Source organism: Massilia sp. Masssp93 (assembly GCF_059491295.1).
Genome location: NZ_CP168502.1, coordinates 1,914,744 through 1,938,999 on the forward strand (window position 1 = coordinate 1,914,744; position 24,256 = coordinate 1,938,999).

Genomic DNA, 24,256 nt, shown 5'->3' on the forward strand with positions numbered 1-24,256 from the left:
GTGGACAAGGCGACCCGCCCGCTCGTGCTCACCTGGATCGCGTTGATGGCGCTGCTGGCCACGACGGCGGCCTGCGCGCTGCTGCGCCTGGGCTGGCTGAACACCGCGATCAGCCTCGCGATCGCGCTCACCAAGGCGCTGCTGGTGGCCATCGTGTTCATGCGCCTCAGGCGCGCGCCCGCGCTGCTGCGGCTCGCCGCCGTCGCCGGGGCCGTGACGCTCGTGCTGCTGTTCGGCCTGTCGTTGACGGATTACACGACGCGCGCCGAACTCAAGGCGCCGTGGCAGCAGCCGGCGACGGTGGCGCCGCGGTTCGGGAGTGGGTGAGGGGCGCCGCCGGCGTCATGCGGCCGCCGTCACCGACTCCCCAAGTTGACTCGCAATCATTTTGATGGCGCGCCGGATGAGCATGGTCTGGACGGTCAGGATCAACAGCGGGGAGAGCGCCACGATCGGCGTGCCGAAGCCCGATTTGCCGAGGACCGTCGGCTTGATCGCCCACATCACCCATGGCGCCAGGATGGAGATCAGGGCCAGGATATCGAACCACGGATTGAACATGGTTTCTTTTTTCGCTTGCCGGACGACCTCCGCCTGCAATACCACCGGCACGGAGCGCAAGGCCCGGCAACGATACAGCCAGTGAACAGGTGTGCTTGCCGGACGATAGAGACGCGGCCTGGCGGCGCGGGCCTCGTCGAGCAACGCATCGGCGATGGCATGTGCCTGTTCCTTCGATAACATCGGGTCCTTCCGTGTAGCCTGTTCATCAAGACATGCCAGTTTACCGGTCGGTGACGGGAAATAATGCGTCAATTGTAACGACCCCGCCCCGCCGGGTGCCGTCAGGAACGATCCTGCCTGGGCGTGAACGCCATGCACCAACCGTCCGCGCTGATCGCGCCGGCGACGATCCGGCAGGCGCCCGCCTGTCCCTTTGCCGCCGGAATGAACTGAGCGCAATCGGCGCAACGCTTTCCCTCGTTGGGATGTTCCTGGTAGTGAAAATCCTCCTTGCTCCCCGTGCCCGTCCCGGCCGACGCGGGCACGGACCGCAGCGGCAGCGCGAGCAGGATCGGCAGTGCGGCGGTGCGCGCCAGCAGGCGGCGGCGCGTCGATTCGTGGTCGTTCATGATCGTGTTCCTGCGAGTGGCCGGGGGGTCAGAACATGAACCAGCCCAGCAGATAGACGGTGTCGTTGTCGGCGGCGTTGCGGCCGGCGCCGTCGTAGTCGCGCCTGGCGCCGTTGAACTTGCCGTAGCGCGTGAACTGGAGCGTCAGGCGGATGTCGCGGCGCGGCAGGTAGTTGAATTCGGCGATGTAGCCGTCGCTGTCGGGGCTGCCGTTGGCACTGCCCGTGACCGCGTCGCCGGTGTCGTACAGCCCGCTGTCGGCCGTGCCGTCGACGCGGAAGCGCGCCACGTTGATGCCGAACTTCCTGTCGAAGTAGTAGCCGGCCTTGGCGCGGAGCGCGTGCAGTTCGTCCGTGCCGTTGCTCGTCTGCGCGCCGGGGTTCCAGGACACCCGTTCGCGCACGTAACTGAGCTGTCCGGAAAAGCGGTGCCGGTCGGTGACGTACTGGCATTGCGCGTCGACGCCGACGTCGCGGAAGCGGTCGGTCGGGCCGGTCAGGAGCTTGTTGTCGGGGAAGACGTCCGCGACCAGGCCGAAGGTGCCGATCATCGCCGAATACCTGCCGCCGTCCCAGTCGTGCTGCAGCGCGAAGCGCCAGTACGGGTTGTAGCCGTCGAGGGAGGCGGCGGTATCCCGTTCGACGCCGAGCCGCAGCGGGGAGAACAGGTGGTTGCCGGTGCGGTAGGCCGTGAGTTCGGCGTAGAACGTATTGCGCCATAAGACGTAGGCGCCCATGCCGGCCACCTGCTGGCCCAGGTTTTCGATCAGCGGCGCGGCGGCGGGTGCGTTGGCGGCCGGCGACGAGGCGAACGGAAAGCCCCAGGTGCTCACCGTGTTGTAGACGTCCTGCACCTGTGGATTGTTGTGCAGGGTGAAGCCGTAGAGGAGGCTGTGCCCCGCGACGTCGACGCGGTTGGCGTAGCGCAGGTCGACGTTGTCGATGCTGGTGTGGTGCTCGACGCCGTCGTAGGTCAGCTGTGAAAAGATCCCCACGTGGTCGCTCAGCTTGCCGTTGAAGAAGAGGCTGGCCTGCTGCAGCACCGTCTCGCGGTCCTCGGGAAAATTCTGCTTGAAGTCGACGCCGCCGGTGTGCGTGGCGGCATGCGACAACTGGACCATGCCGGCGACCGGGAACGTCAGCCGCGGCCCCAGCGTATAGCCGTTCAGCTTGAACAGGCGGCCGGTGGGCGTCAGTTCGGGCCAGCTGACGTGGCAGGTGAAACAGTCGAACCCGGTCTGGCGCGCGAAACTCGGGACGGCGCGGGCCGGGACGACGCAACAGGCGAGGATGACGGCGACGATCGTTCGCCACGGCACGTTCGCAAACAGTCTCATGACTATGCACCCGCAGGACGTTGACGTCGGTATGATCGGCCGCTCAGCGATTGGTTCCGGCCGCGCCCTGTGTGTAACTTAAATTTCCACTTGGAAATTATTATGGGTTAAAATACGAGGTTGCGCCGGCAGCCGTGCCGCCCCTCCATTCCCGTGCGAGCCATCCCCGACTGTCCGGCATTGCGTGCCATCCGGCAGCGTATCCCGTTCCAATCCCCGTATTGCCGAAAGCCCCCGTGTCGTCCCGAGATCCATCCAGTCCCCGCCTGTCCATCGACCGCCGGCGCGCCGAGTTCGCGGACCGGGACAGCGAGGAACGCTTCCTCCGCCATTGCCTGCCCGAGCGCAATGCCCAGCTCAAGGCGAGCCTGGTGTTCGCGGCCGTGTTCTACGTCGCGTTCGGCGCGACCGATGTCGCCCTGATGGGCTTCACGCCCGCCGCCTGGGCGCTGGTCGGGTTGCGCGCCGCCGTGGCGCTCGTCGCACTGGGCGGCTGTGTCGCCATCGCGCGCCGGCCCGGGTCGGTGTCCGTGTCGATCGGGGCCGCCTGCACGCTGCTCGTCGCCGCGCTCGCCGTGTTCATGGTGGTGTGCTGGTGCCAGCCGGAAGCGCTGGCGTGGAACACGATGTCGCAGGCGTTGATCCTGATGGCGGTGTACGTCAACTTCCCGAACCGCTTCCTGTATGCCGTGGCGATCGGCGTCGGCTCCAGCGTCGTATTCGCGGCGCTGCTGTGCGTCCAGGGCCACCTGCGGGCGGACGACGTGCTGACCCTCGTGCTGCTGCTCGTCATGGGCAATGCCCTCGGCTGGATCGCGGCGCGGCGCTTCAACGTCGCGCAGCGCGCGCAGTTCCGCGCGGCCGTCCTGCTGGAGCAACTGGCGGACCGCGATCCGCTGACGGGCTGCTACAACCGCCGCATCCTGCAGAAAGGCTTGCTGGACGCCGAACTCGAACGCGCCCGCCGCTATGGCACGCCGCTGTCCGTGATCCTGTGCGACATCGACCACTTCAAGCGCATCAACGACACGTACGGCCACGCGGCGGGCGACCGGGTGCTGGCCGATTTCGCCGGCCTGCTGCTGACGATGACGCGCGACGCGGTCGACAGCGTGATCCGTTACGGCGGCGAGGAATTCCTGCTCGTGGTCCCGCAGACGGACCTGGCCGGCGCGCAGGTGCTGGCCGAACGCATCCGGCTGGCGTTCGCCGGCACCGCGGCGCCCGCCGCTTCGATCACGGCGACGGCCAGCTTCGGCATCGCGGCCGTGCCGGCGCAGGCAGCGGCGCCGCCGTCGACCTCCGAAGCGTTGATCGGCGCCGCCGACGCCCAGCTGTACGCGGCCAAGCGGGGCGGGCGCAACACCGTGCGCGGCACGGTGGCGGGACGGTGAATCAACGTCCGGCGGCCGCGCGCAGGCGGTACCAGACCATGCCGATCAGTTCATAGGACGCATACCACGAGCGGCGCATGCCTTCGGCGCTCGGGATCCACGCGTGGACCGACAGCGGCTGGCGGCCGAAGAACATCGTGGGCGCCGCGACGACGTCCATCCCGGCCCGCTCGAACACGGCGTGGGCGCGCGGCATGTGCATGGCGTCGGTCACGAGCAGGATGCGGCGGACGCCGTCCGCGCGCAGGATGGCGGCACTGAGCGTGGCATTGCCCGCCGTGTCGCGCGAGCGGCTTTCCAGCCATCTCACCGGCACGCCGAAGTCCTCGCGCAGCGCGGCGGCCATCCCGTCGGCCTCCGACCAGCCCGGGCTGCCCAGGCCTGGATCGCCGGCGCCGTCGCCGCCGCTGACGAGGACGGGCAGCCCGGTTTTCCGCTGCAGGTGCGCGGCGTAGCGCAGGCGCGCCAGCGCGACGTAGTCGGGGATGTCGCGGTCGTCGTATTCGGGCGCACGCCGGACCCGTCCGGCCGCCAGCACGACGATCGCCTGCGCGTCGGCGCGTTCGGGGGCGCGCAAGGGGGCCGTCATGTTCTCGAGCGGCGCGACGAGGAGCCGCGCGCCGCCCGTCGTCGACAGGAATGCCAGCAGCGCGAGCCCGGTGCCGGCCACGATGCGCCCGGCGCGCGGCCGCCGGCGCCAGAGCGCCAGGCCGATGGCGATGACGAGGAACAGGCTCGCGGGCGGGAGGATCAGGTCGCGCGGAATCTGGTTGAGCAGGTCGAGGACGGGTTTCAGCATCGTGGAGGCGGTCGGGGTGCGGGCGGCCAAAGTAGACCGCAGGCGCGGCGTGGCGTCAAGTCCCGATCCGCCCCTCCCACGCCGCGATCAGGTCCCGGTACGCCGTGCCGACGGGCCGGATGCGGCGCTGCAGGTCGTACAGCCCGCGCGGGTTGACGACGCCGCGCGCCTCGCGCAACTCGATGTTCCAGTCGATCTGGTCGGTCAGCGAAAACCACGTGAAGCCGACGACCGTCACGCCGCTGCGCATCAGGCTGCGCACGTGGGCCCACTGGCAGCGCAGCCAGTCGACCGCTTCATCGCCATGGCTGCCCTGGTCGACGTTCGTTTCCGTGTGCATCATCGGCAGGCCGTAGCGTTCGGCGTACTCGCGCGCGATCATCGCGTAGCCCAGCGTTTCGCCGGCGTCGTGCGTCGCGCCGTCGGGATCGATCTCGTGTTCGTTCGTCATGTAGTAGTCGCTGCCGAGGACGCAGTGGCCGCACAGCGCGTGCTCCTCGAAGAAGCGGCATTCGTCCGGCGTCATGCCGTTGGCCAGCACGAAGTCGCGCTGCAGCGGGTCGAGGGGGCGGCCGTAGTTGAAGTCGAGCGACAGGAAGCGCAGCTGGTTGCGCCGTTCGGCTTCCTCGACGGCGTCGGGCAGGCCCGCATGGAAGTATTCGCTCGACTCGCTTTGCACGAACACGGCGTCGGGGCGCAGCTTGACGATCTCGTGCATCGCCAGCACATTGGCCTTGGCCAGGTGCTTCAGCGCCGTCACGTACGAACGCTGGTCGCGCGCCTGCTCGTTCCACCAGCCGAACAAGGCGGAGAACTTGGCGCACACGTACATTTCGTTGACGGGGGTGTACAGGCCGATCCACGGGTAGCGCGTCGCGAACGCCCTGGCGTAGCCCTGGAACAGCGTGGGGAAATCGGGATTCTGGAAATTGCCGATCCAGTCCGGCACGCCGAAATGGCACAGGTCCGCGATCGGGGCGATGCCGAGGCGGCGTATTTCGCCGAAGGCCTGGTCGGCGAATTCCCAGTCGTAGCGATCCGGCGCCAGCCACGTCCGGTGCAGCGGCACGCCGTAGCGCAGGGTGCGGATGCCCAGCTGCGCGACGAGTTCGAGGTCCTTCTTCCACTGGCGGTAATGGCCGCATTCCTCCATCTGGTCGCGGCGGATGCGCCCATCGCCGATGGTCGGCGAACTGCTCTCGATCCCGGTGGCGAACATGAAAGGCAGCATCAGCGCCTCCCGAGAGGCGGCTGCGCGGTGACGACGCCCGGATCGATCTTGTGCAGGTTGTCGAGGCCCGTCAGCAGCATGCAGTCCTGCAGTTCCTGTTCCAGCAGCGTGAGGGCGCACGTGACGCCTTCGCGCCCGCGCGCCGCGAGGCCGTACAGCCACGCGCGGCCGGACAGGCAGGCGTGGGCGCCGAGGCCGATCGCCTTGACGATGTCGCCGCCGGTGCGGATGCCGCCGTCGAACAGCACTTCGATGCGGTCGCCCACGGCGTCGACGATTTCCGGCAGCACCGAGATCGACGACGGCGCGCCGTCCAGCTGGCGCCCGCCGTGGTTCGAGACGATGATGGCGTCGGCGCCGATGTCGATGGCGGTGCGCGCGTCGTCCGGGTTCATCACGCCCTTCAAAATCAGCTTGCGCTGCCACTTGTCGCGCACCCAGCGCGCCGTGTTCACGTCGAACGAGGCGTCGAACTGTTCCTCGATCCACTTCGACAGCGAGCCGATGGAGCCGGCTTCCTTGATCTCGTGCTCGAAATTGCCGAACGTGTGGCGCTTGCTGCCCGCCATGTTCGCGAGCCAGCGCGGGTGCCCGACCATCTGCATGATGTTCGACGGCGTCAGGCGCGGCGGCACGGCGAGGCCGTGCTTTTCGTCGGCCCAGCGCTTGCCCTGCGTGTGCAGGTCGATCGTCAGCACCAGCGCCGAGCAGTCGGCGTCGTGGGCGCGCCGCATCAGGCTTTCGTTGACCTTGTGGTCCTTCATGAGGTACAGCTGGAACCAGAACGGCGCCTGGATCGCCTCGGCCACGTCCTCGATGGAATTGATGGAGCACGTCGACAGGCAGAACGGCACGCCGAATTCCACGGCCGCGCGCGCCGCCTCGCATTCGCCGTTGGCCCACGTGAGGCCGGCGAGGCCCGTCGGGCCGAGGGCCAGCGGGATGCGGGCCCGGTCGCCCACCATCGTGACGGCCATGTCGCGGTGCGAGACGTCGCGCAGGCTGTGCTGGCGCAGGGCCAGGGCCCGCATGTCGTCGAGGTTGCGCTGGACGGTCAGCTGCTGTTCGCTGCCGCCGTGGATGTAGTCGAACACGACGCCGGGCAGGCGTTCCCGCGCGAGGCATTCGAGGTCGAAGATGCTGGCTACCTTGCTCATGCTGCGTTCCTTTTACAATTCACCGCGCGCCGCGAGGTCGCGGATGCGCGCGCCCATGCGGCAGGCGAGGGCCTGGATCGTCAGCGACGGATTGACGCCGCCCGCCGTCGGGAACAGCGAGCCGTCGCAGATCCACAGATTGGGCACGTCCCAGCTGCGGCCGTCCGCGTTCACGACGCTCGTGTCCCGGTCGCCGCCCATGCGGCACGTGCCCAGGATGTGGCTCGTGTCGTCGCTCGTCCACACGCCGCGGCCGCCCGCCGCTTCCAGCATCGTGCCCATGAAGCGGCGCGCGTGGTCCTGCATGCGGCGGTCGTTGTCGGAATATTCGAACGTGACGTGGGCGACGGGCAGGCCGTGGCGGTCGCGCACGTCGGACAGCGCCACGCGGTTGCATGCGCGCGGCTCCGTCTCGGCGACGGCGACCAGGCCGGCCATGTGGTTATAGTCCTGCATCTCGCGCCGCAGCGCCGCGCCCCACAGGTGCCGCTCGGTGACGAGCACCTGCGCCCACGCGCGCGGCAGCGGACCCTGGCTCATGAAGGCGTAGCCGCCGTGGAAGTCCTTGCCGGCGTCCGTGTAATTCCAGTGCTCGCACACGGCCATATTGGGCGGGCCCTTGTACCAGCGGATCTCCTCGTCGAAGCGCGCCCACATGCCCGGGCCGGCGTGCGTCGTCAGATGCGTGCCGACGAGGCCCGAGCCGTTGCCGAGGCCGTGCGGGAACCGGTCGCTGGCGGAATTGAGCAGCAGGCGCGGCGTCTCGATCGCGTACCCGGACACGACGACGTTGCGCGCGCGCTGGAAGCGCCATTGCCCGTTGCGGCGATAGTGCACGCCTTGGGCGCGGCCGTCCGGGCCGGTCTCGATGCGGCCGGCCATGGCGAGGTCGCGCACTTCGGCGCCCGCGGCCAGCGCGCGCGGAATCCACACGATCAGCGCGCTCTGCTTGGCATTCGTCGCGCAGCCGAAATTGCAGAAGCCCCGGTACACGCACGGCGGCGACTTGCCGCGCGGCGCGGACACGGTCGCCAGCGGCACGGCGGCCCAGGGTATGCCCATGTTCTCGGCGCCGCGCGCCAGCACGAGGCCGGCCGCGTTCATCTCGTGTTCGCGATACGGGTAGCGCCCGCGCGGCGGACCCCACGGATAGCGCACCGGTCCGGCCACGGCCAGCGCCCGCTCCGCCTCCTCGTAGTAGGGCGCCAGTTCGGCGTAGGTGATGGGCCAGTCGACGCCGTAGCCCAGCCGGCTGCGCGCCTGGAACCACTCGGGCCGGAAGCGCAGCGAGATCATGCTGAAGTGGACGGTCGACCCGCCCACGCCCCAGCCGGAATTGTTGCCGCCGAGGGCCAGCGCGTCCGCGCCGTCCGAAATCCGTTCCTCGGTCCAGTACAGCTGCTGCTGGGCTTGTTCGTCCGACGCGAAGTCTTCCAGCGGACGCCAGAACGGCCCGGCTTCCAGCACGACGACGGAAAAGCCGGCCTCCGCCAGCTTGCACGCGAGCGGGGCGCCGCCGGCGCCCGCGCCGACGATGGCGAAATCGACCGGCTCGTCGTCGGCGTATTCGCGCATGCTCACCCAGCCGCCGCGCTCGAACACGTCGGGGGCGCGGCCGGCGCCCGTGCGCGGCGCGTGGCTTGCGCTCATGGCGCCTCCTTCGCTTCCCACGGGTCGCGGCTGTCGAACCCGAGCCGCACATAGCCGCGCGGGCTCGCGGGGCCGCCGAAGCCGATCTCGTTCCACGCGAGCGGATGCGCATAATAGAAGCCGGCCGCCGTCTTGAGCAGGTGGTGGATGAAGAAGCGCTGCGCGTCCAGCCCGTGCCAGCGGGGCGATGCGGCGCGGCCGTCGGCCAGCGCCTGCAGCACGGCGTCCTGCGCGGCCGCGTCCAGCCGGGCGAACGGGAGGTCGTGCAGGCGGCGCGCCTCGTCGTCGACGGCGGCCAGGCCCTGGCGCCAGGCGGCGCGCAGCGGCGGCATGTCCGGATGGCGGTAGCCTTCGCCGCGGTCGTCATGGAGCATGGCGTCGATCCAGGGCGTGATCGGAATCGGCTGCTCGCGCTCGGGCTGGGGCAGCAGGCGCGCGTTGATCGCGTCCAGCAGGTCCCATTCGTCGGCCGTCAGCCAGCGCCGCGGCGGGACGGCGTCCAGCCGGTGCGCGAGGACGCCGCGGGTGACGTCGTCGAACGAGGGGCTGTCCCATTTGGCCAGCACGTCGTAGCCGGGGAAGCGCGGTGGCTCGGTCATGTGGTCTCCCTCATGCGGCCCCCTGCATGCGGCCCCGCGACGAGCCTTCCTGCGCCGCGCGCAGTGCCAGCGCCGCACGGCCGGCCAGCGCCAGCGCGCTGAAGCTGGGCGGCGCCGGCAGCGGCGGACCGGCCAGCAGGTTCTGGCTCCAGTTGCGCCAGCCGCCCATCTGGCGCGCGACGCCGCGCGCGTGGAAGCCCATCCCCAGCACGCCCAGCCACGTGCACGCGGTCAGCAGCGCGTTCGTCAGCCGGCGCGGGCCCCGGGCGCCGGGCAGCGCGGCGCCGGCCAGCATGACGGCCGTCACGGGCGGCACGCTGACGGGCACCCACATGGCGGGATGCTGGAAGGCGCCGCGGAAGTGCAGCAGCGCCGCTTCCGCGCTCGTGCCGGCCAGGCCGAACGCGGCGAGGCCGCACAGGGCGCGTCCGCTGGGCAGGCCGGCGAGCGTCGGCGCGCCCGCGGCGACGGGACGGGCGGCCAGGCCGATCACGCCGGCCAGCGCGCGGGCGGCCGGCGCGCCGAGCGGCGCCGCATAGAACAGGTTGGCCCACGACAGGCCGCCGGGCCGGCGCAACACGTTGTAGGCGTGGAAGCCGAAGCCGGCAGCGCCGACGGCGCAGGCCGTGGCATAAGGAACGGTGGCCATCAGGCCGGGCGGGCGCGACCCGGGCGGGCGCAACCCGGTCGTTCGTGGCCCGGTCGTTTGTGACCCGGTCGTTTGTGGTCCGGTCGAGCGCGGCCCAGTCGCTCGTGTCCCGGCCGAGCGCAACCTGTTCGTTCGCGACTCGGCCGCTCGTGGCCCGGCCATGCGTGGCCCGGACGTTCCCGCCCCGCGCAGCGCGCAGGCCAGCACGACGGCCGCGCTGGCGAGCGGTGCGAACATGCCGGGGTTCTCGAAGTCGCCGCGGTAGTGTTCCATCGCGCTGTCGCTCAGCACCGATGCGGCCAGCATCGCGGCAGCCTGGTACAGCCGGCGGGCTTGCGGTGCGGGGTCGGCGGCGATGTCGGCGCCGGCCGCATCGCGCGGCACTGGTGATGGCAATCGCGCCGGCACGGGCGCGGGCAGCCTGCGGCCGGACGCCGCCCGCCCCAGCAGCAACGCGCCCAGCGCCAGGCCGAGGGTGGCGGCGCCGAGCCCGCGCGCCCGCGGGCGCGCGTCCGCGGGCGCCGCCGCGGTGACGCTTTGTCCCCGGGCAGGATCGAGCTGAGCACCTGGCGCGCGACGCCGGCCAGCATCGAGCCTTCGCTCGGATCGCCCTTGCCGATGGTGGTCATGAAGTGCCTGGCTTCGTCGAGCGTGATGTGCGACGGCAGCGGCGGCACTTCGGGGTCGGTCTTGAATTCGAGGACGACGGGCCGGTCGGACGCCAGCGCCTCGCGCCACGCTTCGCCCACCTTGTCGGGATCGTTGCAGAAGATGCCTTTCAGTCCGATCAGTTCGCCGAAGCGGTGATAAGGGACATCGGGGATTTTTTGTGTCGCCTCGAACTTGGGGTTGCCTTCCATGACGCGCTGTTCCCACGTCACCTGGTTCAGGTCTTCGTTGTTGAACACGCACACGATCCAGCGCGGGTCCTTCCACTGCTTCCAGTATTTCGATACGGTGATCAGTTCCGCCATATTATTCATCTGCATGGCGCCGTCGCCGACGAGGGCGATCACGGGCCGGTCCGGGTGGGCGAACTTGGCGGCGATGGCGTACGGCACGGCCGCGCCCATCGACGCGAGCCCGCCGGACAGCGAATACATCTGCCCGCGCTGCACCTTGAGGTCGCGCGCATACCAGTTGGCGCAGGAGCCGGAATCGCTCGTGACGATGGCGTCGCGCGCGAGCAGCGGCGACAGTTCGTAGCACACGCGCTGCGGATTGATCGGGTTGGCGGATGCCAGCGCCCGTTCTTCCAGCAGCTTGTACGAGTCGCGCACCGATTTCTCGACTTTTTCGCGCCAGCTCGTCTCCGTCTTGTCCTTCAACAGCGGCAGCAGCAGGCGCAGCGTCTCGGCGCTGTCGCCGTGCAGGTTGACCTCGGCCGGGAAGCGGATGCTCAGCATCGACGGGTCGATGTCGATCTGCACCGCGCGCGCCTTGCCTTCCTTGGGCAGGAATTCGGCGTACGGGAAGCCCGTGCCGATCAGCAGCAGGGTGTCGCAATCGCTCATCAATTCCCAGCTGGCCTTCGTGCCGAGGATGCCGATCGTGCCCGTCACCCACGGCAGGTGATCGGGCAGGGCGGCCTTGCCCAGCAGCGCCTTCGCGGCGCCGGCCTTGAGGCGTTCTGCCACGGCGATGACTTCGTCCGTGGCGCGCAGGGCGCCGGCGCCGACGAGGATCGCAACCTTGCTGCCCGCGTTCAGCACGTCGGCCGCGCGCTGCAGGTCGACTTCGTACGGCACGACGCGCGGCTTGGTGTAGCCGATGCCGGAAAAGACGTTGCCGTGCTTGCGGGCCGGCTCTTCGTATGGTTTGTCCTGGACGTCGTTCGGGAGCACGAGCACGCTCACGCCGTTGCGGCCCAGCGCCGTGCGCATGGCGCGGTCTAGCAGGTGGCGCACCTGGGACGGCTGGCTCGCCTCGTAGACGTAGTCGGCCACGTCCTGGAACAGGCGCTCGAGGTTCAGTTCCTGCTGGTAGTGGGCGCCGCGCGACGTCGTCGGCGCCTGGCCGGTGATCGCCAGCACGGGCACGTGGTCCATCTTGGCGTCGTACAGGCCCGTCACCATGTGGGCCGCGCCGGGGCCGCCCGTCGACAGGCAGACCCCCGGTTCGCCCGTGAACTTGGCGTGCGCGGAGGCCATGAAGGCCCCCATTTCCTCGTGGCGCACCTGGATGAAGCGGATCTTGCCGCCAAAGCGGTCGAGCGCGCCCAGCACGCCGTTGATGCCGTCGCCCGGATAGCCGAAGATCGTGCGCACGCCCCATTCGTACAGGCGTTCGACGAAGAAGTCGCCAACTGTTTTGCTCATGTCATGTCCTCGTTTCGATGGTTGGTCAGTGGCGGCGCAGCTGGCGCAGGCCGAGCGCGACGCCCGCTGCCGCGCCCACGCCGGCCAGCAGCCAGCCGCGGTGCGTGGTGGCCCACAGTTGCACGCTCCGGGTGCTGGCGCCGGCGTCGAACGTGCCGTGCGCGCCATACGGACCGGGCACGGGCCGCCACAGGTTGTTCGGGCGGTCGGCCGGGATCGTGTCGGCGCGCTGCTGGCCCGCGACGCCCTTGCGCGCCAGGTAGCGGTCGAGCAGGCGCGGCACGAATTTCTCGGCCAGCATGGTCGCCAGCGTGGGGTAGCCGACGCAGATCTCGGCCCGGCGCGCGTGCGCCGCCCACCAGATGGCGCGGCCGGCGACCTCCGGCTGGTAATACGTGCCGATCGGCTTGGGATGGTGCGTCAGCGTCGTCTTGCACCATTCGAATTGCGGGGTGTTCACGCCGGGCATGTCGACGATGGCCACGTGGACGTCGCTGTGGTCGTGTTCCAGCTCCGTGCGCACGGATTGCGTGAAACCCTTGATCGCGTGCTTGGCCCCGCAATACGGCGATTGCAGGGGAATCGAGCGGTAGGCGAGCGCCGAGCTGACCTGCACGATGGTGCCGCGGTTGCGCGGACGCATGCGTTTCAGCGCCGCCATCGTGCCCCACACGAAGCCGTGGTACGTGACGTCGGTGACGCGGCGGAAGTCTTCCGGCGCGATGTCGGCGAACGGCGCGAACACGGTCGCCATCGCGTTGTTGACCCAGATGTCGATGGGGCCCAGTTCGTTTTCCACGCGCTCGGCGGCGGCGTCGACTTGCGCGTAGTCGGCCGTGTCTGCGGAGATGGCGATGGCCTGCGGCGAGCCCAGGCGCTCGGCCTCGGCGCGCGCGGCCTCCAGGCGGTCGGGGTCGCGCGCGACGAGCGCGATGCGTGCGCCGCGCCGGGCGAATTGCTGGACCGCCGCGCGGCCGATCCCTGCGCTGGCTCCCGTGATCACGACGACTTCGTGGCGTGCTTCCGACATGGCTGGGTCCTCCGATGTTGCGATGCAGGGCCAGCTTAGCACCAAGTGTCGCTGAGCCTCGCCACGTTATGTTTGTGAAAAAGTTCTTGAACAAATGCACGAATCCGATAATTTTTTTGTAACAATCGGCTGCGATACTGTCGAGCGGGATACGATCCATTCCCTGGCCTGCCGCCGGCGGGTTCACATAACGAACACTGAGGAAACGGAAAATGAAAAAAACGCTGTTGTCGCTCGTATCGTTGCTGCTGTTGTCCCAGGGCGCCTGTGCCTATGCTTCCGAGCAGAGCACCTGCACGACCAACAAGGGGGCCTTCCTGACCGGCACCGTCACGAGCGGCCCCAAGTTCCAGTCCGCCAGCCAGACCATCGACGGCATCAAGCTGTCGCACACGATCATCTACATGAAGGCCGACCAGGACGGCAGGTCGTACCAGGTCGCCATGGACAACGTCTACGCGGTGGACTACGTGCAGAATTCGACGTCCATCCCGGCCTCGCTCGCGGCCCTGAAGTCCGGCACGCGCGTCGAAGTGTGCGGCGAGAAGTATTCGGACGGCACGGGCATCCACTGGGTGCACAGTAACTGCGGCGACGTGCCGAAGACGACGGCGCCGAACGGCTGGGTGAAGCAGATCTCGACCAGCGGCACGATCGGCACCAACCTGGAGCGCAGCCAGGCCTATTGCTATTTGTGGAACTGACGTGAAACAGGGCGCCGTTCGCGCGGCGTCCACGCTACGATCGTGCCGATGACGTCCTCACGCATGCTCTTGACCGGTTGTGCCGCCGTGGCCCTGATCGCGGCCCTGCTGGGCGCGCTCGGCCTGCGCGGGCCGGACGTGCCGCCGTCGCCCGCACCGGCGCCGCAGCGCCAGGCCGGCGCAGCCGCGCGGCAGTGGTTCGCGCCGCCGCCGGCGTCCACGCCGGCACGGGCGGACTTCGTCGCGGCGCCGCGTTCCCCGCTGTACGGCCGCAATGGCCGCGTCGTCGACTTGCACGGCGAGGACGTCGCCACGTACATCGCCCGCCGCAACGCCGCCGCGCGTACGGGCGACACGCGCGCCGCCTACGACATCTACCAGGCCGCATCGGTGTGCGCAGCAAACGCGGACCCGCTGCCGGAATTCGCGGTGGCCGCGGAACGCGTCCAGGCCGAAGCGGAGCGCCGCCGCGTGCAAGCCCTGTGCGCGGGCGTCTCGGCCGTGCAGCTGCAGGAGCGCATGGCGTTTCTCGTGCGCGCGGCGGACGCGGGCAACCGCGACGCCCGCATCGACTTTTTCATGGAAGGCCCGATGGGCCGGCCGGCCGACCTCGACGCCCAGGCCGACGACCCGCAGGTCCAGGCCTGGAAGCGGCAGGCGCTGGGCTATCTGCAGGAGGCCGGCGCGCAATGCGACCATTTCGCGCTGTCGCTGCTGGCGAATGCGTACGACCTCGGCCAGCTGGTGCCGCGCGATCCGCGCATGACGATGGCGTATGCGATCGCGGCGGCCGCGGCCCGGCACGTGGTGCTGACCGAGGAGCAGTTGCGCGCGCGCTTCGGCGACGAGGTGACGGGTGCCGATTTCGCGGCGGCGCTGCGGGCGGGATCGTTGCTGTCGCACCAGGATTGTCCGGCCGGCCATTGAGGGACGTAAAAAAGGCTGTGTTCGCGTTACGTAGGTAACCGAGCGCAGCCGCCCTAGCCGAGCCGGGCCGCAGCGCACAGCAAATGCGCCGGCGTGGTCAGCTGCCGCGCATCCAGCAGCCGTTGCCAGCCCGAATAATTGATGAGGTAGCGGCTCGCGACGCCGCGGAACCGCACCAGCCAGCTCTTGAAGCGGCTGTGCCAGCTATTCACGTTCTGGATGTGGATCGCGCCGCGCGCCCGCACGCCGGCCTTCACGTTCACCGCTTCGTGCGTGATGCCCGCTTGCACGGCGAAACGACGATACGCCGCAGCCCCGTCGCTGATCAGCAACACGTCGGCAGGCAAGACCGGCTTGAGGCACGCATGCAATTGCGCAGCCGTCACCTGTCCCCGGCCCGTGTGAAAGTCCAGCGTCTGCTCAGTACGGTCGCGCGCGATGAGCAGGCAGTCGTATTCGCGATTGATCCCGCGCCGCGTGGCCACGCCGCCGCGCTTTCTCGGCCGTCGCGTCAGGTTGCGCGACCCCTTCTGCGATTCGAGGCGATAGGTCTCGTCCGCCTCGACGATGGCCGTCAACATTGCCGGACGGTCGCGCATCGCACCGGGCACGAACCGGTGGCGCCACCTGAAACTGGTCGTCCGGTGCACGCCGGTCACACGCGCGGCGTCGCGCACCGTGCGCGAGTCGAGGATGGATTGCAGGAACGGTAGCCAGCACTCTTTCTTGCGAAGACGAGCGAGCGGCGTGCCGGTCAGTGCGTTGTAGCTGCGTCCGCACCCGAGGCAACGAAAACGTTGCAAGCCGCTCGCCTGGCCGCAGCGGTGTACGCGACCACAGCCGCAGCGCGGACACGGCCGGCCTCTGGCGGCCTGTTCGATCAGGGCGATACATTCCGCCGGATGCGACAGACCAGCGATCCATTCGCGCAGCCGGACCAGGTCGGCAGCCGAGAGCTGCGCCGCCGACAACAGGCTGAGCACTTCGTCGAAGGGTAGGCCGCGCATCGTCACTCCTCATGAGTTAACTCGACGATGCGTATGACCTCTGCAACCGGAATCAGTTCACATACCTAACGCGAACACAGCCAAAAAAAACCGCGGTCGAAACCGCGGTTTTTCATGAGGCCGGCCTGGCAACCGGATCAGGCCTTCGGCGTACGGCGACGACGCTGTGCGCCGACCAGACCCAGCATACCCATGCCCAGCAGCATCATCGTGCCCGGTTCCGGCACCGCGTTCGTGAACGTGTTCGAGCCATCGACCTTGAACACGATGTCATTGGAGCCGGCGATATAGTCCGGGAACATGGCGCTGCCGCCCATGTGGAAGTTGGCGGTGTCCGAGTTGCCGGCCGGGTAGTTCAGGTTCGACTCGAAGTTCACGCCGAACAGCATTGCCGACACGCCCTCCAGATAGTTCGGGTCGATGAAGTCACCGGCCTCGGCTTTCAATGCGGTGATCTTGGTCGAGCCCTGGCCGCCCGCACCGGCGATGGTGAAGGTCGACTGGGTGTTGCCGGGAACGATGGTGAGCAGGGCGATCAGCTGGCCGTCGTCGAAACCGGTGCCGCCGGTGGTCGAGGCATTGGCGGCCGTGTCGTAGTAGATCGCGACCTTGTTGTCGGTCGAGGTGGGGTCGAGGCCGAACGTGGCGGTCGAGCCGGTCAGGCTCGTCACTTTCTCGTTCAGCTTGGCGACGATCGTGAATTCGAACGTCTTGCCGGAGCCTTTGGCACCGTTGGCGTTGAAGTCCAGACCGTTGAACAGGGACGTCGTGTCGCCGTCGACACTGGCCAGGTTCGACTGGTACAGGAACTGGAAGCTCTGGCCGACGGTCAGGGGGGCACCGAACGGGCCGACGCCTTTGGCGACGCCGCTACCGGTGGTGTTCCAGTCCAGGGTAGTAGAGTCCGATGCCAGGACGTTGGTGCCATCCTTCAGCGTGAACGCCTGTGCCGACGAAGCGGCGAAAGCGAAGCCGAGGGCGGCGGCAACCGGAATCAGTTTGCGGAACGATTTGATCATGTTAGCTCCAAGTCATCTGCTGGTTAAGGTATCGGGGGGATAGTCCAGCGCTTGTCTGCAAGCACGTCACCAAACGTGTGCAAGTCACGTGCCAGTGTTTCCCCAACCTTTTTAAATCAATGACTTGCGAAGCAACCTTCGAAAAATTCCCGCTTGCCGCCGGTACTATGTAAAAAATATCGACAGAAGATTTTGCATTCTGGAAACCGTCCAGCCGCCGCCGCCCGTGCCTCGCTAGTCGGCCGCTGGCCGGCTGTGCAAGGTCACGACCGCCTCCTTGAGACCGGCGCCGCTCGCCCGCACCGTGATCGTGCCGCCCGCGCCGGCCTTTGTCCGCACGATGCCCAGCAGCAAACCGTTGAACGCTGCGCGCTCCGGCGACTGGAACGATTCGAAGCTCGTCGGATCGCCGTTGTCGGTGGCGACGAGCTCCCCCGGTCCCTCGACGGTGAAGCGCACGCGGTCGTGCGCGCGCGGGGCCAGGCCGCCGTCCTTGTCGACGACGCGCACGGTGACGAACGCCAGGTCGCGCCCGTCGCTCGCGAGCGCGGTGCGGTCGGCCTGCGCCTGCAGGGCGGCCGGGGCGCCGGCCGTCTTCACCGTTTCGCGTGCCCATTCCTTGCCATCCTTGTAGGCGACGACCGTGATCTCGCCCGGCGCGTAGGTCACGTAGTCCCAGCGCAGGCGGTAGGCGTACGGCGCCTTCTTCTGGCGGCCCTGCGACTTGCCGTTGACGAACAGCTCGGCCTCGTCGCCGGACGTGAACACGTGCACGGGCGTCACCTGGCCGACGCGGTCCGGCCACGTCCAGTGCGGCAGCACGTGGACCATCGGCAGGTCGGGGCGCCAGCGCGACTGGTACAGGTAATAGCGGTCCTTCGGGAAGCCGGCCAGGTCGACGATGCCGGAGTAGGAGCTGCGCGCTTCGTAATACGGCGTCGGCTCGCCCAGGTAGTCGAAGCCGGTCCAGACGAATTCGCCGGCCGTGTACGGGTTCTGGTCGAGCGACGCGAACGCGCGGTCGGCCGAGGCGCCGAAGTCCGATGCGAACAGTTCGTAGGCGCTGACCTGATGGGTGGCTGGATCGCCGCCGATGCCGGGGCGCACCGACGCGCTCAGCACGCCCGGCACCGGGAACTGGTATTCGCCGCGGCTGGACAGCGCCGACGCGCTCTCGCTGTGCAGGATCACCTTGTGCGGAAACGCGGCGCGGAACATCGGGAACTGGCCGGGCAGGGTGCGGATGCCCGTGCCCTGGTAGTTCAGCGAAATCACGTCGACGACGCCCGGCAGCGGCATGTCCGCCTTCGCGTAGTTCATCGCGCTCGTGGCGGGACGCGTGGCGTCCTCCTCGTGCGCGATGGTCACGAGTTCGCGGCCGACCGCGGCGCCGTCCTCGCCCGTGTACTGCTCGCCCACCTCGTTCCCCACGCTCCACAGGATGATCGACGGGTGGTTGCGGTCGCGCCGGATCATCGCACGCAGGTCCTGCTCGTGCCAGTCGGGGAAGATCAGGTGGAAGTCCAGCGGCGTCTTCTTGCGCTGCCACGAGTCGAACACTTCGTCCATCACGAGGAAGCCCATGCGGTCGGCCAGGTCCAGCAATTGCGGGTCGGGCGGATTATGGCTCATGCGCAGGGCGTTGGCGCCCATCGCGCGCATGATCTCCAGCTGGCGCTCGGCCGCGCGCACGTTGAACGCGGCGCCCAGCGCGCCGAGGTCATGGTGATTGTTCACGCCGCGCAGCGGGATGTGCTCGCCGTTGACGACGACGCCGCGGTCCGGGTCGAAGCGCACGGTGCGGATGCCGAACGGCGTCTCGTAGCGGTCGACGACGCGGCCGTCCTGGCGCACGGTGGCGACGAGGGCGTAGCGCTGCGGCTTCTGCGTGGGCGGCGGGCCCCACAGGCGCGGGTGCGCGACCGTCGCCGACCCGCTGACGGTGCCGCTGGCGCCCGCGGCCACCGTCGTCGCCGGCGCCACGGCCGTCGCGACGGCCTTGCCGGCGATGTGTCCGCGCTCGTCGAGCGCATACAGTTCGGTCGTCACCGTCGCGCGCGCGGCTGCCGTGCCCTCGTTGTCGAGCGCGACCTGCCACGCGACGCGCGCGGCCTCCTTCGTCACCTCCGGCGTCGTCACCGTCACGCCCCACTGGCCCACGTGCACGGGCGCCGTCTTCGTCAGCCACACGTCGCGGTACAGGCCCGCGCCCGGATACCAGCGTGCCGATTCGGGCGGGTTGTCGAGGCGGATGGCCAGCTGGTTCACGGCGCCCGGCTGCAGCCACGGCGTCAGGTCGATGCGGAACGAGTTGTAGCCGTAGGGCCAGCCGCCCGCGAGGTGGCCGTTGACCCACACGCTCGCGTACGACATGGCGCCGCCCACGTCGAGGAAGATCTTCCTGCCACGGTCGGCAAGCGGGATATCCAGCTTGCGCCGGTACCACGCCGGACCCCACGTCTTGAGGCGTCCCATGCCGCCGTACGGGCCGGTCGTGAGGAACGGGCCTTCGATGGCCCAGTCGTGCGGCAGGGTGACGGCGCGCCAGCCGCTGTCGTCGAACGCGGCACGGGCGAACGGGGCGTCGACGGCCGGTTCGGCCGCGGGGCGCGCGTGGCGGTGCGCCGGATCGCGGATGAACGCGTTGCCGCTCGGGAGAATCCACGGTTTCAGCACGGGCGTGGTCGCGCGCGCGACGCGCGCCGCTGCTTCGGGGATGGCGTCGGCCACCTTGCCGTCGGCGGACGCGGTGACGACCGGGCGCACGTCATAGAGATAGGGCGCGGAGCCGCCGGCCGGATCGCCCGGATGGAAGCGCCAGCCGTCGTCCAGCAGGATGTGCTGGCGCGGCGCCGGCTGGCCGGCCGCGGCCTGCGCGTGCGCGATGACGGGTGTGAAAGCGGGCAGCAGGGTTGCGGCCAGGGTGATGCCGAGCGTGGCGGCGAGCCGGCGTGCGGCCGTGTGACGCGTGTCTTGCACAGTCTCCTCCAGGAATGGCGGTTGCTTGATCGGCGCGGCGCCGCACGTCGGGACGTGCGGTTCGATTGTTATAACAGCCGGCCTTGTATTCAGATGGTAGCGCAACCATCGGCAGTGTATGAGCAAAGCCGGATCGCGTCAATGGAGGCGGGCGTCCCGCTCCGCGCGGCCGCGGACGACGATCAGGATCGCGGCGAGCACGCTGAATCCCGCGCCCGCATGAAAGGTCGCGGCCGCGCCGGCGCGCTCCCACAGCACGCCGGCAACGACGCTCGCCGCCAGCGTGGCGACGCCGCCGACCAGGTTGAAGAAGCCGAACGCCGTGCCCTTCAGGTCGGGCGGCGCCGTCTGCGCCACCATCACCGCCAGCAGGCCCTGGGTCATCCCCATGTGCAGTCCCCACAGGCTCACCCCGAGCAGCACGGCCGGCCAGGCGCCGCTGTGGGCCAGCACCAGGTCCGCGCAGACGAGGAAACCGAGTCCGGCGACGAGCAGGCGCATATGGCTCATGGCGTCGGCCAGCTTGCCGAACGGGTAGGCGGACAGCGCGTAGACGACGTTCATCGCGACCATCAACAGCGGCACGAGCGCGGGCTCCATGCCGCCCTGCATGGCGCGCAGCACCAGGAACGCTTCGCTGAACCGCGCCAGCGTGAACACGGCACCGATGGCCACCACCCACCAGTAGCCGCCGGACAGTCGGGCGAGGTTGTCGCGGCGGATCGGGTTGACGCCCCGCGACCTTCCCGCGTGCTCCGGCTCCCTGATGCCCAGCGCCAGCAGCAGCACGGCCATGGCTCCCGGGACCACGGCGATCCAGAAGATGCGCCGGTAGTCGCCGGCCCACAGGAACATCAGGCCGGCGGCGACCAGCGGACCGGCGAACGCGCCGACGGTGTCCAGCGCCTGCCGCAGGCCGAACGCGGCGCCCCGGGACGCTGGCGGCGCGATGTCGGCCACGAGCGCATCGCGGGGCGCGCCGCGGATCCCTTTGCCGATGCGGTCGGCGAAGCGCGCCGCGAGGACGAGTTGCGCCGACGTCGCGACCGCGAAGAACGGCTTGCTGGCCGCGCCCAGCGCGTAGCCGGCCACGGCCAGCCATTTCCGGTTGCCCAGGTAATCACTGAGGCTGCCCGAAAAAATCTTGACGACCTGCGCCGACGCTTCGGCGATCCCTTCGATCAGGCCGATGGCCGGCACGCTCGCGCCGAGGGTCGACACGAGGAACATCGGGAGCAGGCTGTGGACCATCTCGGAGGAGACGTCCATCAGCATGCTCACGCAGCCGAGCACCCAGATGGGGCGCGGAATCCGGCGCAGCGTGGAAAACCGTCGATGTGCCATGCTGGTCCAGCCTTTCTCGCATCCCGGCAGCGGCTGCCGGTGGATGCATGCTAACCCGCCGGGTGCGCGGCCGGCGCGCGTGATCCGCCGCGCGGATCAACTTCGTGATCGTTTCGGCGACCGCTTGCATTCCATGACGCCGGCACACTACTATTTCAGTCCGTACGCCGATCCGATCCGCCCATGCTCCTGCGCCGCCTTCCTCTCGTCCTGTCGCTCGCGGCCGGCCTCGCCCACGCCCAGCCGTTCGAACTGGCCGCGCCCGGCCAGGCACCCGTCATCGTCCACGACGCCCAGGCCACGATGCGGCTGGCGGCCGGCATGCTGAAACGCGACCTCGAACGCGTGAGCGGACAGGCCGCGGCGGACGCCACCCGGCTCGACGACTGCCCGCGCCGCTGCATCGTCGTGGGCACGGCCGATTCGCCGCTCGTGCGCGCCGCCGCGCGGGCGCTGGGCGCGGACCTCGGTCCGCTGGCCGGGCAGTCCGAGCGCTACCTGCGCGTGGCGGGTGAAGCGGACGGCCGCGCGATCCTGCTCGTCGCCGGCGCGGACCGGCGCGGTGCGGTGTACGGCGTCGTCGACCTGTCGCGCGCGCTGGGCGTGTCGGCCTGGGAATGGTGGGCCGACGTCGCGCCGGCGCACGTGGATCGTCCGGTCGTCGACGGCGCGCTGCGCCTGTCGGCCGCGCCGTCGGTGGCTTACCGCGGCATCTTCATCAACGACGAGGACTGGGGCCTGCAGCCGTGGGCCGCCAGGACGTTCGACCCGGCCGGCGACATCGGCCCCACCACGTATGCCCGCGTGTTCGAACTGCTGTGGCGCCTGAAGGCCAACCTGATCTGGCCCGCCATGCACCCGTCGACGAAGGCGTTCTATTCGATCGCCGGCAATGCGCAGGTGGCGGACGATTACGCGATTGCCGTCGGCACGTCGCATGCGGAGCCGATGATGCGCAATAACGTCGGCGAGTGGAAGAAGGAATTCGGGCCGTTCGACTGGTTCACGAACCGCGACCGCCTGGTCGATTACTGGCGCACGCGCATCGAGGCCGTGAAAGGCATGGACACGGTGACGTCGCTGGGCCTGCGCGGCGTCCACGATTCGGCGATGGAAGGCGCGGCGACCCCGGAACAGGCGCGCGACGCGCTGCAGGACGTGTTCCGCGTCCAGCGTGCCTTGCTGAGCCGCGTGCACGGCGAACCGGCGGCGCGCATCCCGCAAGCCTTCACGATGTACAAGGAGGTGCTGGACTACTGGAACCTCGGCCTGGCCGTGCCCGACGACGTGACGCTCGTCTGGCCGGACGATAACTACGGCTACCTCGCGCAGCTGGGCACCGACAGGGAACGCCGCCGGCCGGGCGGGGCGGGCATCTATTACCACGTGTCGTACTGGGGCCGGCCGCACGACTACCTGTGGCTGGGCACGACGCATCCGGCGCTGATCCGCGACCAGCTGCAGCGGGCCTGGGCGACGGACGCGCGCCGGCTGTGGGTGCTGAACGTCGGCGACATCAAGCCCGCGGAATACCTCGTCCAGTACTTCCTCGATGCCGCGTTCGACGCGGACGTGTTGCAGCAGGACCCCGCGCGCCACCTGGACGCCTGGGCCGCCGCCCAGTTCGGGCCGGCGCTCGGGAACGAAGCGGCGGCCATCCTGCGCGAGTACTACCGCCTCGCGTGGGAGCGCCGTCCCGAATTCATGGGCTGGAGCCAGACGGAGCCCACGCGGCCGGTGCGCACGACGGCCTATGTGCGCACGGGCGGCGACGAAGCGGAGCGCCGCCTCGCCGACTACGGCGCGCTGGCGGCCCGCGCCGAAGGGCTGGCCGCGCGCATGCCGGCGCCGCTGCGCGACGCCTACTTCGAACTGGTGCTGTATCCGGTACGCTCGGCCGCGAACCTGAACACGCGCATCCTGAAACTGGACCTCGCGGCCGAATACGCGCGCCAGCAGCGCCCCGCCGCCAACCTGTACGTGCGCCAGGCGCGCGCGGCGCAGGCGGCGCTCGGCGCCGACGCGGCCGCGTACAACGCGATCCACGGCGGCAAGTGGGCGGGCATCATGGACATCGCGCCGCGCCGCCTGCCGGTGTTCGCGGAACCCGAGTACCCGGCGTGGAGCGATTCAAACCGGCGCGGCTGCGGGATCGTCTATCCGGCGCCGTTCGCCGCCGACGGCGACCGGCTGCTGCTGCGCCAGGGACAGCCGGCGACGCGCACCGTGACGCTGGTGAGCTATGGCGGCCGGGATGCGCGCTGGTCGGTCCGCGCGGGCGCCCGCGCCGTGCGCGCGGACGCGGACGGCGGCATGCTCGACGCGGCCAACGGCCACGAGCAGCGCATCGCCTTGCACTACGACGGCGGCGCGGCCCCGGCGCTGTCCCTGCGATGCGGCGACGAGACCGTCGCCGTAAATCTGAAGACGGAAGGGACCGCGGTGCCGGGCGTGCCCGGCGAGCGCGGACGGATCGTCGTGCTGCGCGCCGGCGCGGCCGGCCCGACGCGCGACTGGAGTGCCATGCCGGGCCTCGGTACGTCCGGCCAGGCGATGCGTGCCCGTCTCGACCTGCCGTCGCGCGCGCCGACCGATCTCGCCGCCAGCGCGCCGCTGGCCTACCGCTTCGCGACGACGAGCGACGGCGATGCGACGCTGCGCCTCGTGGCCGTCCCGGAACATCCGCTGACGGCGGGCAACCGGGTGCGTTTCGCCGTCAGCCTGGACGGCGGCGCGCCGACGGTGGTCGACACGACGACGTCCGGGCGCAGCGAGGAATGGAAGGAAGACGTCCTGTCGAACATGGCCGTGCGCACGTGGCGCGCGGGACGCCTGAAGCCCGGCATGCATACCTTGGCCGTGCACGCGCTCGACCCGGGCGTGGTGCTCGACAGGATCGACGTGGTGCTGGACGGCGCCCCCGATTACTACGGCATGCCGCCCGCCGATTGAATGATGCTCAGAATTTTAGGCAAGACTT

General features: G+C 69.6%; 20 protein-coding genes. 5 read left to right on the forward strand and 15 right to left on the reverse strand.

The window, feature by feature from the left end; translation table 11 throughout:
• Positions 1-327 carry a cytochrome C oxidase subunit IV family protein gene (locus ACEN9Q_RS08035; RefSeq protein ID WP_229412709.1) on the forward strand — a complete coding sequence of 109 codons (327 nt, stop codon included), beginning with the start codon at positions 1-3 and terminating at the stop codon, positions 325-327.
• 15 nt (positions 328-342) lie between these two features.
• Here ACEN9Q_RS08035 and ACEN9Q_RS08040 read toward each other — a convergent pair whose 3' ends face one another.
• From ACEN9Q_RS08040 to ACEN9Q_RS08050, 3 genes are all read right to left on the reverse strand, one after another.
• Entirely contained in the window at positions 343-744 is a 402-nt protein-coding gene (locus ACEN9Q_RS08040; RefSeq protein WP_495627970.1) for a hypothetical protein, read from the reverse strand.
• 101 nt (positions 745-845) lie between these two features.
• The gene (locus ACEN9Q_RS08045; RefSeq protein ID WP_056442378.1) at positions 846-1,133 is read right to left on the reverse strand and encodes a high-potential iron-sulfur protein; all 288 of its coding nucleotides are present in this window, start codon (positions 1,131-1,133) and stop codon (positions 846-848) included.
• Between the two features lie 28 nt (positions 1,134-1,161).
• The gene (locus tag ACEN9Q_RS08050; RefSeq protein WP_495627971.1) at positions 1,162-2,469 is read right to left on the reverse strand and encodes a cytochrome C; all 1,308 of its coding nucleotides are present in this window, start codon (positions 2,467-2,469) and stop codon (positions 1,162-1,164) included.
• Positions 2,470-2,705: 236 nt separating this feature from the next.
• Here ACEN9Q_RS08050 and ACEN9Q_RS08055 point away from each other — a divergent pair, with 236 nt between their 5' ends.
• Positions 2,706-3,863 (forward strand): GGDEF domain-containing protein, encoded by a 1,158-nt coding sequence (locus ACEN9Q_RS08055; protein ID WP_495627972.1) that lies wholly within the window; start codon positions 2,706-2,708, stop codon positions 3,861-3,863.
• Position 3,864: 1 nt separating this feature from the next.
• On the opposite strand, the gene ACEN9Q_RS08060 is transcribed toward ACEN9Q_RS08055, so the two are convergent.
• The 8 genes from ACEN9Q_RS08060 to ACEN9Q_RS08095 are packed head-to-tail and all read right to left on the reverse strand — an operon-like array spanning position 3,865 to position 13,296.
• The gene (locus ACEN9Q_RS08060) at positions 3,865-4,662 is read right to left on the reverse strand and encodes a YdcF family protein (protein WP_495627973.1); all 798 of its coding nucleotides are present in this window, start codon (positions 4,660-4,662) and stop codon (positions 3,865-3,867) included.
• Between the two features lie 55 nt (positions 4,663-4,717).
• Complete coding sequence (locus ACEN9Q_RS08065; RefSeq protein WP_495627974.1) at positions 4,718-5,893, reverse strand: family 1 glycosylhydrolase; 1,176 nt, start codon at positions 5,891-5,893, stop codon at positions 4,718-4,720.
• Positions 5,893-7,050, reverse strand: a complete 1,158-nt coding sequence (locus ACEN9Q_RS08070; RefSeq protein WP_056442369.1) for an alpha-hydroxy acid oxidase — start codon at positions 7,048-7,050, stop codon at positions 5,893-5,895. Before ACEN9Q_RS08070 ends, ACEN9Q_RS08065 begins: the two co-directional genes overlap by 1 nt.
• 12 nt (positions 7,051-7,062) lie before the next feature.
• Complete coding sequence (locus tag ACEN9Q_RS08075) at positions 7,063-8,700, reverse strand: GMC family oxidoreductase (RefSeq protein WP_495627975.1); 1,638 nt, start codon at positions 8,698-8,700, stop codon at positions 7,063-7,065.
• Complete coding sequence (locus ACEN9Q_RS08080) at positions 8,697-9,299, reverse strand: gluconate 2-dehydrogenase subunit 3 family protein (RefSeq protein ID WP_495627976.1); 603 nt, start codon at positions 9,297-9,299, stop codon at positions 8,697-8,699. The genes ACEN9Q_RS08075 and ACEN9Q_RS08080 overlap by 4 nt, the downstream gene beginning before the upstream one ends.
• A gap of 10 nt (positions 9,300-9,309) precedes the next feature.
• A complete protein-coding gene (locus ACEN9Q_RS08085) occupies positions 9,310-10,254 on the reverse strand; it encodes a hypothetical protein (protein WP_495627977.1) in 945 nt (314 codons plus the stop codon).
• The gene (locus ACEN9Q_RS08090; protein ID WP_495627978.1) at positions 10,233-12,266 is read right to left on the reverse strand and encodes a thiamine pyrophosphate-requiring protein; all 2,034 of its coding nucleotides are present in this window, start codon (positions 12,264-12,266) and stop codon (positions 10,233-10,235) included. Before ACEN9Q_RS08090 ends, ACEN9Q_RS08085 begins: the two co-directional genes overlap by 22 nt.
• 25 nt (positions 12,267-12,291) lie before the next feature.
• Positions 12,292-13,296, reverse strand: a complete 1,005-nt coding sequence (locus tag ACEN9Q_RS08095) for an SDR family oxidoreductase (protein WP_495627979.1) — start codon at positions 13,294-13,296, stop codon at positions 12,292-12,294.
• Positions 13,297-13,508: 212 nt separating this feature from the next.
• Between ACEN9Q_RS08095 and ACEN9Q_RS08100 the strand changes: the two genes are divergently transcribed.
• Positions 13,509-14,000 (forward strand): hypothetical protein, encoded by a 492-nt coding sequence (locus ACEN9Q_RS08100; protein WP_229412707.1) that lies wholly within the window; start codon positions 13,509-13,511, stop codon positions 13,998-14,000.
• 48 nt (positions 14,001-14,048) lie between these two features.
• Complete coding sequence (locus ACEN9Q_RS08105; protein ID WP_495627980.1) at positions 14,049-14,927, forward strand: hypothetical protein; 879 nt, start codon at positions 14,049-14,051, stop codon at positions 14,925-14,927.
• Positions 14,928-14,980: 53 nt separating this feature from the next.
• Here the strand turns inward: ACEN9Q_RS08105 and ACEN9Q_RS08110 are convergent, their stop codons facing one another.
• From ACEN9Q_RS08110 to ACEN9Q_RS08125, 4 genes are all read right to left on the reverse strand, one after another.
• Positions 14,981-15,934 carry an IS1595 family transposase gene (locus tag ACEN9Q_RS08110; protein ID WP_495627981.1) on the reverse strand — a complete coding sequence of 318 codons (954 nt, stop codon included), beginning with the start codon at positions 15,932-15,934 and terminating at the stop codon, positions 14,981-14,983.
• Positions 15,935-16,071: 137 nt separating this feature from the next.
• Positions 16,072-16,953 carry a PEP-CTERM sorting domain-containing protein gene (locus ACEN9Q_RS08115; RefSeq protein WP_056442347.1) on the reverse strand — a complete coding sequence of 294 codons (882 nt, stop codon included), beginning with the start codon at positions 16,951-16,953 and terminating at the stop codon, positions 16,072-16,074.
• A gap of 234 nt (positions 16,954-17,187) precedes the next feature.
• Positions 17,188-19,932, reverse strand: coding sequence for a beta-galactosidase GalB (gene galB / locus ACEN9Q_RS08120; protein WP_495627982.1), 2,745 nt, complete (start codon positions 19,930-19,932; stop codon positions 17,188-17,190).
• A gap of 138 nt (positions 19,933-20,070) precedes the next feature.
• The gene (locus ACEN9Q_RS08125; protein ID WP_495627983.1) at positions 20,071-21,276 is read right to left on the reverse strand and encodes an MFS transporter; all 1,206 of its coding nucleotides are present in this window, start codon (positions 21,274-21,276) and stop codon (positions 20,071-20,073) included.
• A gap of 183 nt (positions 21,277-21,459) precedes the next feature.
• Between ACEN9Q_RS08125 and ACEN9Q_RS08130 the strand changes: the two genes are divergently transcribed.
• Positions 21,460-24,228, forward strand: coding sequence for a glycosyl hydrolase 115 family protein (locus ACEN9Q_RS08130; RefSeq protein WP_495627984.1), 2,769 nt, complete (start codon positions 21,460-21,462; stop codon positions 24,226-24,228).
• Positions 24,229-24,256: the final 28 nt, after the last annotated feature.